General features: G+C 58.0%; 4 protein-coding genes and 5 tRNA genes. All 9 read left to right on the top strand.

Annotated features, from left to right (window positions below):
- Positions 1-84: 84 nt before the first annotated feature.
- Positions 85-1,089 carry a low-specificity L-threonine aldolase gene (ltaE, locus tag GHO03_RS08485; protein WP_095003367.1) on the top strand — a complete coding sequence of 335 codons (1,005 nt, stop codon included), beginning with the start codon at positions 85-87 and terminating at the stop codon, positions 1,087-1,089.
- A 146-nt stretch (positions 1,090-1,235) separates the two neighbouring features.
- On the top strand, positions 1,236-3,854 hold the full coding sequence (alaS, locus tag GHO03_RS08490) for an alanine--tRNA ligase (protein WP_095019219.1): 2,619 nt from the start codon (positions 1,236-1,238) through the stop codon (positions 3,852-3,854).
- Positions 3,855-3,937: 83 nt separating this feature from the next.
- On the top strand, positions 3,938-5,173 hold the full coding sequence (locus GHO03_RS08495) for an aspartate kinase (protein WP_095003369.1): 1,236 nt from the start codon (positions 3,938-3,940) through the stop codon (positions 5,171-5,173).
- A gap of 184 nt (positions 5,174-5,357) precedes the next feature.
- Positions 5,358-5,546, top strand: a complete 189-nt coding sequence (gene csrA / locus GHO03_RS08500) for a carbon storage regulator CsrA (protein WP_095003370.1) — start codon at positions 5,358-5,360, stop codon at positions 5,544-5,546.
- Positions 5,547-5,607: 61 nt separating this feature from the next.
- Positions 5,608-5,698 (top strand) — tRNA-Ser (locus GHO03_RS08505).
- Between the two features lie 107 nt (positions 5,699-5,805).
- Positions 5,806-5,882: transfer RNA gene (locus GHO03_RS08510), tRNA-Arg, on the top strand.
- 71 nt (positions 5,883-5,953) lie between these two features.
- A tRNA-Arg gene (locus GHO03_RS08515) sits at positions 5,954-6,030 on the top strand.
- Positions 6,031-6,101: 71 nt separating this feature from the next.
- Positions 6,102-6,178: transfer RNA gene (locus tag GHO03_RS08520), tRNA-Arg, on the top strand.
- Between the two features lie 71 nt (positions 6,179-6,249).
- Positions 6,250-6,323: transfer RNA gene (locus GHO03_RS08525), tRNA-Arg, on the top strand.
- Positions 6,324-6,325: the final 2 nt, after the last annotated feature.

The following is a 6,325-nucleotide window of genomic DNA, read 5'->3' on the forward strand; positions in this document are numbered from 1 at the left end:
TCGATCGCTGCAGAGTAGGCTTGTTCTGGCGGGAATCGCACGTTTAGCATTCAACACTGATCAAACCTTGCCGAGGCCAATGCCATGTCTGTTATCGATCTTCGTAGTGACACCGTGACCCAACCCACCCCAGGCATGCGTGAAGCCATGGCAAATGCGCCTATGGGCGATGATGTGTATGGCGAAGATCCTTCGGTGAACAAACTGGAATCCGAGCTGGCATTGCGCCTGGGCTTTGCCAGGGGGCTGTTTGTGCCCACCGGCACCATGAGCAACCTGCTGGCCTTGATGGCGCATTGCGAGCGCGGTGATGAATACATCGTCGGTCAGCAGGCTCACACCTATAAGTATGAAGGTGGCGGGGCGGCGGTCCTGGGGTCCATTCAGCCGCAGCCGCTGGAGGTGCAGGCCGATGGCTCGCTTGATCTGAAACAGGTGGCTGCCGCGATCAAACCGGATGACTTCCACTTTGCCCGCACCCGCCTGCTTGCGCTGGAAAACACCATGCAAGGCAAGGTGCTGCCCACCGAGTACCTGGCAGCTGCCGGCCGCCTGACCCGCGAGCACGGCCTGGCGCTGCATCTTGATGGCGCGCGGTTGTACAACGCGGCGGTCAAACTGGGCGTTGACGCCGGTGATATCACCCGCCATTTCGATTCGGTATCGGTCTGCCTGTCCAAAGGCCTGGGCGCGCCCGTGGGGTCGGTGCTGTGCGGCACCGCCGAGCTTGTCTCCCGCGCTCGACGCCTGCGCAAGATGGTCGGGGGCGGCATGCGCCAGGCCGGTCAACTGGCGGCTGCCGGGCTGTATGCACTGGATCATCAGGTGGCGCGTCTGGCCGATGACCATGCCAATGCCCAGTTGCTGGCCGAGGGCCTGCGTGCTGCCGGTTATGAGGTTGAGCCGGTGCAGACCAATATGGTCTACGTCCAGATCGGTGAGCGTGCCGAGGCACTCAAGGCCTTTGCGGCCGGCCAGGGGATCAGGCTCAGTGCCGCGCCGCGCTTGCGAATGGTGACGCACATGGATGTCAGTCGCAGCCAGATTGAGCAGGTGATAGCGGTTTTTGCCGAGTTTTCCCTTCAATAAGCGTTCAATCCGTCCAATTGCTTGTCGCTATCGTATAAACACGCTGTACCCGGGGCGAAGGGCCGATATAATGCGGCCCTTTGCGAGTCGCACTGTCGATTGACGTGATTTACTTGCCTCTGGCCGCAGCCTCCGTGGAAGAACCTATGAAAAGCGCAGAAATCCGTGAAGCCTTCCTTCGCTTCTTCGAGGAGCAAGGTCACACCCGTGTCCCTTCCAGCTCCTTGGTCCCTAATAACGACCCGACCCTGCTGTTCACCAACGCGGGGATGAACCAGTTCAAGGACTGTTTCCTGGGTCAAGAAAAACGTGCCTACACCCGAGCGACCAGCAGCCAGAAGTGCGTGCGTGCCGGCGGCAAGAACAGCGACCTGGAAAACGTCGGTTACACCGCCCGTCACCACACCTTCTTTGAAATGCTCGGCAATTTCAGCTTTGGCGATTACTTCAAGAAAGATGCGATCAATTTCGCCTGGACCTTCCTGACCGGTGTTCTCAAGCTGCCCAAAGACAAGCTGTGGGTGACCGTCTACGCCAGCGATGACGAAGCCTACGACATCTGGACCCAGGACGTCGGCGTGCCTGCCGAGCGCATGATCCGTATCGGCGACAACAAGGGCGCGCCGTATGCATCGGACAACTTCTGGACCATGGGCGATACCGGCCCGTGCGGCCCGTGCACCGAGATTTTCTACGATCACGGCCCGGAAATCTGGGGTGGCCCGCCGGGCTCGCCAGACGAAGACGGCGACCGTTACATCGAAATCTGGAACAACGTTTTCATGCAGTTCAACCGCACCGCCGATGGCGTGTTGCATCCGTTGCCAGCGCCGTCGGTAGACACCGGCATGGGCCTGGAGCGGATCAGTGCGGTGATGCAGCACGTCAACTCCAACTACGATATCGACCTGTTCCAGAGCCTGCTGACCGCAGCGGCGGACGCGATCGGCTGCGCCAACGAAGGCCAGGCATCGCTCAAGGTGGTAGCGGACCATATCCGTTCGTGCAGCTTCCTGATCGCCGACGGTGTACTGCCATCGAACGAAGGTCGCGGCTACGTGCTGCGCCGCATCATTCGTCGCGCCTGCCGTCATGGCAACAAGCTGGGTGCTACCGGCAATTTCTTCTACAAGATCGTCGCGGCCCTGGTGGCCGAGATGGGTGCCAGCTTCCCGGAGCTGGTGCGCGAGCAGGCCAATATCGAGCGCGTGCTCAAGGCTGAAGAAGAGCAGTTCTCCAAGACCCTGGAGCAGGGTCTGAAAATCCTCGAGCTGGATCTGGCTGAGCTCAAGGGTACCGTGGTGCCTGGCGACGTAGTGTTCAAGCTCTACGACACCTATGGCTTCCCGATGGACCTGACGGCCGATATCGCCCGCGAGCGCAACCTGACCGTGGACGAAGAAGGCTTCGAACGCGAGATGGAAGCCCAGCGTGTGCGTGCCCGTTCGGCCAGCTCGTTTGGCCTGGACTACAACACCCTGGTCAAAGTCGACGTGCCGACCGAGTTTGTCGGTTACAACGCTACCCAGGCCTCGGCCAAGGTGGTTGCGCTGTATAAAGAAGGGCAGTCGGTTGCCAGCCTGAACGAAGGCGACGAGGGTGTGGTGATTCTCGACCAGACCCCGTTCTATGCCGAATCGGGCGGTCAGGTCGGCGATTGCGGTTACCTGCAGGCGGGTGCTGCCCGCTTTGACGTGCGCGACACCACCAAGACCGGTGGCGCTTTCCTGCACCACGGCGTGGTTGCTGCGGGCGGCCTGAAAGTGGGCGAAACCGTTGAAGCCCAGGTGGACGCCGATGTGCGTCACGCCACGGCGCTGAACCACTCGGCCACCCACTTGCTGCACGCCGCCTTGCGCCAGGTTCTGGGCGAGCACGTTCAGCAGAAAGGCTCTTTGGTTGACAGCCAGCGCATGCGTTTTGACTTCAGCCACTTCGAAGCGATCAAGCCTGAGCAGATCAAGGCGCTGGAAGATATTGTCAACGCCGAGATTCGCAAGAATACCCCGGTCGAGACTGAAGAAACCGACATCGAAACCGCCAAGGAAAAAGGCGCCATGGCGCTGTTTGGCGAGAAGTACGGCGACAGCGTTCGCGTGCTGAGCATGGGTGGTGATTTCTCGGTTGAGCTGTGTGGTGGTATCCACGCCAAGCGCACCGGTGATATCGGCCTGATGAAAATCATCAGCGAAGGCGGTGTAGCCTCCGGTATCCGTCGCATTGAAGCGGTGACCGGCGCAGCCGCACTGGCTTACCTCAATGCTGCCGAAGAGCAGCTCAAGGAAGCCGCCAGCCTGGTCAAGGGCTCGCGCGAGAACCTGGTCGACAAATTGTCGGCGGTACTTGAGCGCAACCGTCAGCTGGAAAAACAGCTTGAGCAGTTGCAGGCCAAGGCCGCAAGCGCAGCGGGTGATGATCTGTCATCGTCGGCAGTGGACGTAAAAGGCGTGAAAGTGTTGACCGCCCGCCTGGACGGTCAAGACGGCAAAGCGCTTCTGGCGCTGGTAGATCAGCTGAAGAACAAGCTCGGCCGTGCGGTGATCCTGCTCGGCAGTGTCCATGAAGACAAGGTTGTACTGGTTGCAGGCGTAACCAAAGACCTGACTGGCCAACTCAAAGCCGGTGATTTGATGAAGCAGGCTGCTGCGGCAGTGGGCGGGAAGGGCGGTGGTCGTCCGGACATGGCGCAAGGTGGCGGTGTTGATGCTGCAGCCCTGGACGCCGCGCTGGCTCTGACCGTGCCATTTGTCGAGCAGGGTATCTGAGGTCCAGAACGCGCCGTTGTCTAGTAACGGCGCGTCGTTTGAATGATAAATGGGCGCCCTTTATGGGCTGAGGCTGCTTTGAAATGGCTTTGATCGTACAGAAATTCGGAGGCACCTCGGTCGGCACTGTCGAGAGAATCGAGCAGGTCGCCGATAAAGTTAAGAAGTTCCGCGAAGCCGGCAATGATCTGGTGATCGTGCTATCGGCCATGAGCGGCGAAACCAATCGCCTGATCGACCTGGCCAAGCAAATCAGCGATCAGCCGTTGCCGCGTGAGCTGGATATGATTGTATCCACGGGCGAGCAGGTGACTATTGGTCTGCTGTCCATGGCGCTGAACAAGCGTGGTGTGCCGGCCGTGTCCTACACCGGCAGCCAGGTGCGCATCCTCACGGACAGCTCGCACACCAAGGCCCGTATCCTGAAAATTGACGATCAGAAGATTCGCGCTGATCTCAAGGCCGGTCGTGTGGTTGTGGTTGCCGGTTTCCAGGGCGTTGATGAGCTCGGAAATATCACCACGCTGGGCCGTGGCGGTTCCGACACCACGGGTGTGGCGCTGGCAGCGGCCCTCAAGGCTGATGAATGCCAGATCTACACCGATGTTGACGGCGTCTACACCACTGACCCGCGGGTTGTGGCCAAGGCGCAGCGTCTGGAAAAGATCACCTTCGAAGAAATGCTGGAAATGGCCAGCCTGGGTTCCAAGGTGTTGCAGATCCGCGCAGTCGAGTTCGCCGGCAAGTACAACGTTCCGCTGCGCGTTTTGCACAGCTTCAAGGAGGGTCCAGGTACCCTCATTACTATTGATGAAGAGGAATCCATGGAACAGCCGATCATTTCTGGTATCGCGTTCAATCGCGACGAAGCCAAGCTGACCATCCGTGGCGTGCCGGACACCCCGGGCGTGGCGTTCAAGATTCTGGGCCCGATCAGCGCGGCCAACATCGAAGTCGACATGATCGTGCAGAACGTTGCGCACGATAACACCACCGATTTTACCTTCACCGTACACCGCAATGACTACAATGCGGCGCAAAGCGTGCTGGAAAATACCGCTCGCGAGATCGGTGCCCGTGAAGTGGTGGGCGACACCAACATTGCCAAGGTTTCGATCGTGGGTGTGGGCATGCGCTCTCATGCAGGCGTTGCCAGCCGCATGTTTGAATCGCTGGCCAAGGAGAACATCAACATCCTGATGATCTCGACTTCCGAGATCAAAGTGTCTGTTGTGATCGAAGAAAAGTACCTGGAGCTGGCCGTGCGTTCCCTGCACACCGCTTTTGATCTGGATGCGCCAGCCCGACAGGGCGAGTAAGGCGTTGGCAGAAGGGCGCGGTTAATCCGCGCCCTTTGTTTTTTGGCAGGCATGCACGAAGCCCACCCGTTTTGTCATGTTGGTCAATACTAAGGAGCGCAGAGTGCTACTAGTCGCTAGTAGGCTCGGGCTCTTTTTTTTTGCAGACTGTTGTCCCTGAAAAGATAAGTGTGAGGAGAAACGTATGCTGATTCTGACTCGCCGTTGTGCGGAAAGCCTGATCATAGGCGATGGCGAAATTACCGTGACCGTATTGGGCGTCAAAGGCAACCAGGTGCGCATTGGCGTCAATGCTCCCAAGGAAGTGGCCGTACACCGTGAAGAGATCTACCTGCGGATCAAGAATGAAAAGGATGAAGAACCAAGTCTTTAATTTTATTTAAGTTTTTAGTTGCATGCGGGGAAAAGGCTGGTTATTATACGCCCCGTGTTGCGGAGAGGTGGCCGAGTGGCCGAAGGCGCTCCCCTGCTAAGGGAGTACATCTCAAAAGGGTGTCGGGGGTTCGAATCCCCCCTTCTCCGCCATTATTCATGTAGCACGTTGTAATCTAGGCGGTTCAGTAAGTTGTTGGAAATACTGAAAAAAAATCTTGCCAGAGAGATTCAACGGTCTATAATGCGCCGCTTCAAATGCACTCGTAGCTCAGCTGGATAGAGTACTCGGCTACGAACCGAGCGGTCACAGGTTCGAATCCTGTCGAGTGCACCATTTAAGAGTCAATTGCCAAGGCGATTGGTTTTGCTTCAACCAGCGGTGGTCTGGTCTATCAAACACAACTTGCACTCGTAGCTCAGCTGGATAGAGTACTCGGCTACGAACCGAGCGGTCACAGGTTCGAATCCTGTCGAGTGCACCATTTAAGAGTCAATCGCCCAGGCGGTTGGCTTTGCTTCAACCAGCGGTGGTCTGGTTTATCAAACACAACTTGCACTCGTAGCTCAGCTGGATAGAGTACTCGGCTACGAACCGAGCGGTCACAGGTTCGAATCCTGTCGAGTGCACCATTTAAGAGTCAATTGCCCAGGCAGTTGGCTTTGCTTCAGCCAGCGGTGGTCTGGTTTATCAAACACAACTTGCACTCGTAGCTCAGCTGGATAGAGTACTCGGCTACGAACCGAGCGGTCACAGGTTCGAATCCTGTCGAGTGCACC

This window comes from Pseudomonas sp. FSL R10-1339, from assembly GCF_009600545.1.
Taxonomy (GTDB): Bacteria; Pseudomonadota; Gammaproteobacteria; order Pseudomonadales; family Pseudomonadaceae; genus Aquipseudomonas; species Aquipseudomonas bubulae.

What these genes read in the sequence shown, in the direction of transcription:
- ltaE (WP_095003367.1), top strand. Translation starts at nt 85, where the DNA reads ATGTCTGTTATCGATCTTCGTAGTGACACCGTGACCCAACCCACCCCA.
- GHO03_RS08495 (WP_095003369.1), top strand. Translation starts at nt 3,938, where the DNA reads ATGGCTTTGATCGTACAGAAATTCGGAGGCACCTCGGTCGGCACTGTC.
- alaS (WP_095019219.1), top strand. Translation starts at nt 1,236, where the DNA reads ATGAAAAGCGCAGAAATCCGTGAAGCCTTCCTTCGCTTCTTCGAGGAG.
- csrA (WP_095003370.1), top strand. Translation starts at nt 5,358, where the DNA reads ATGCTGATTCTGACTCGCCGTTGTGCGGAAAGCCTGATCATAGGCGAT.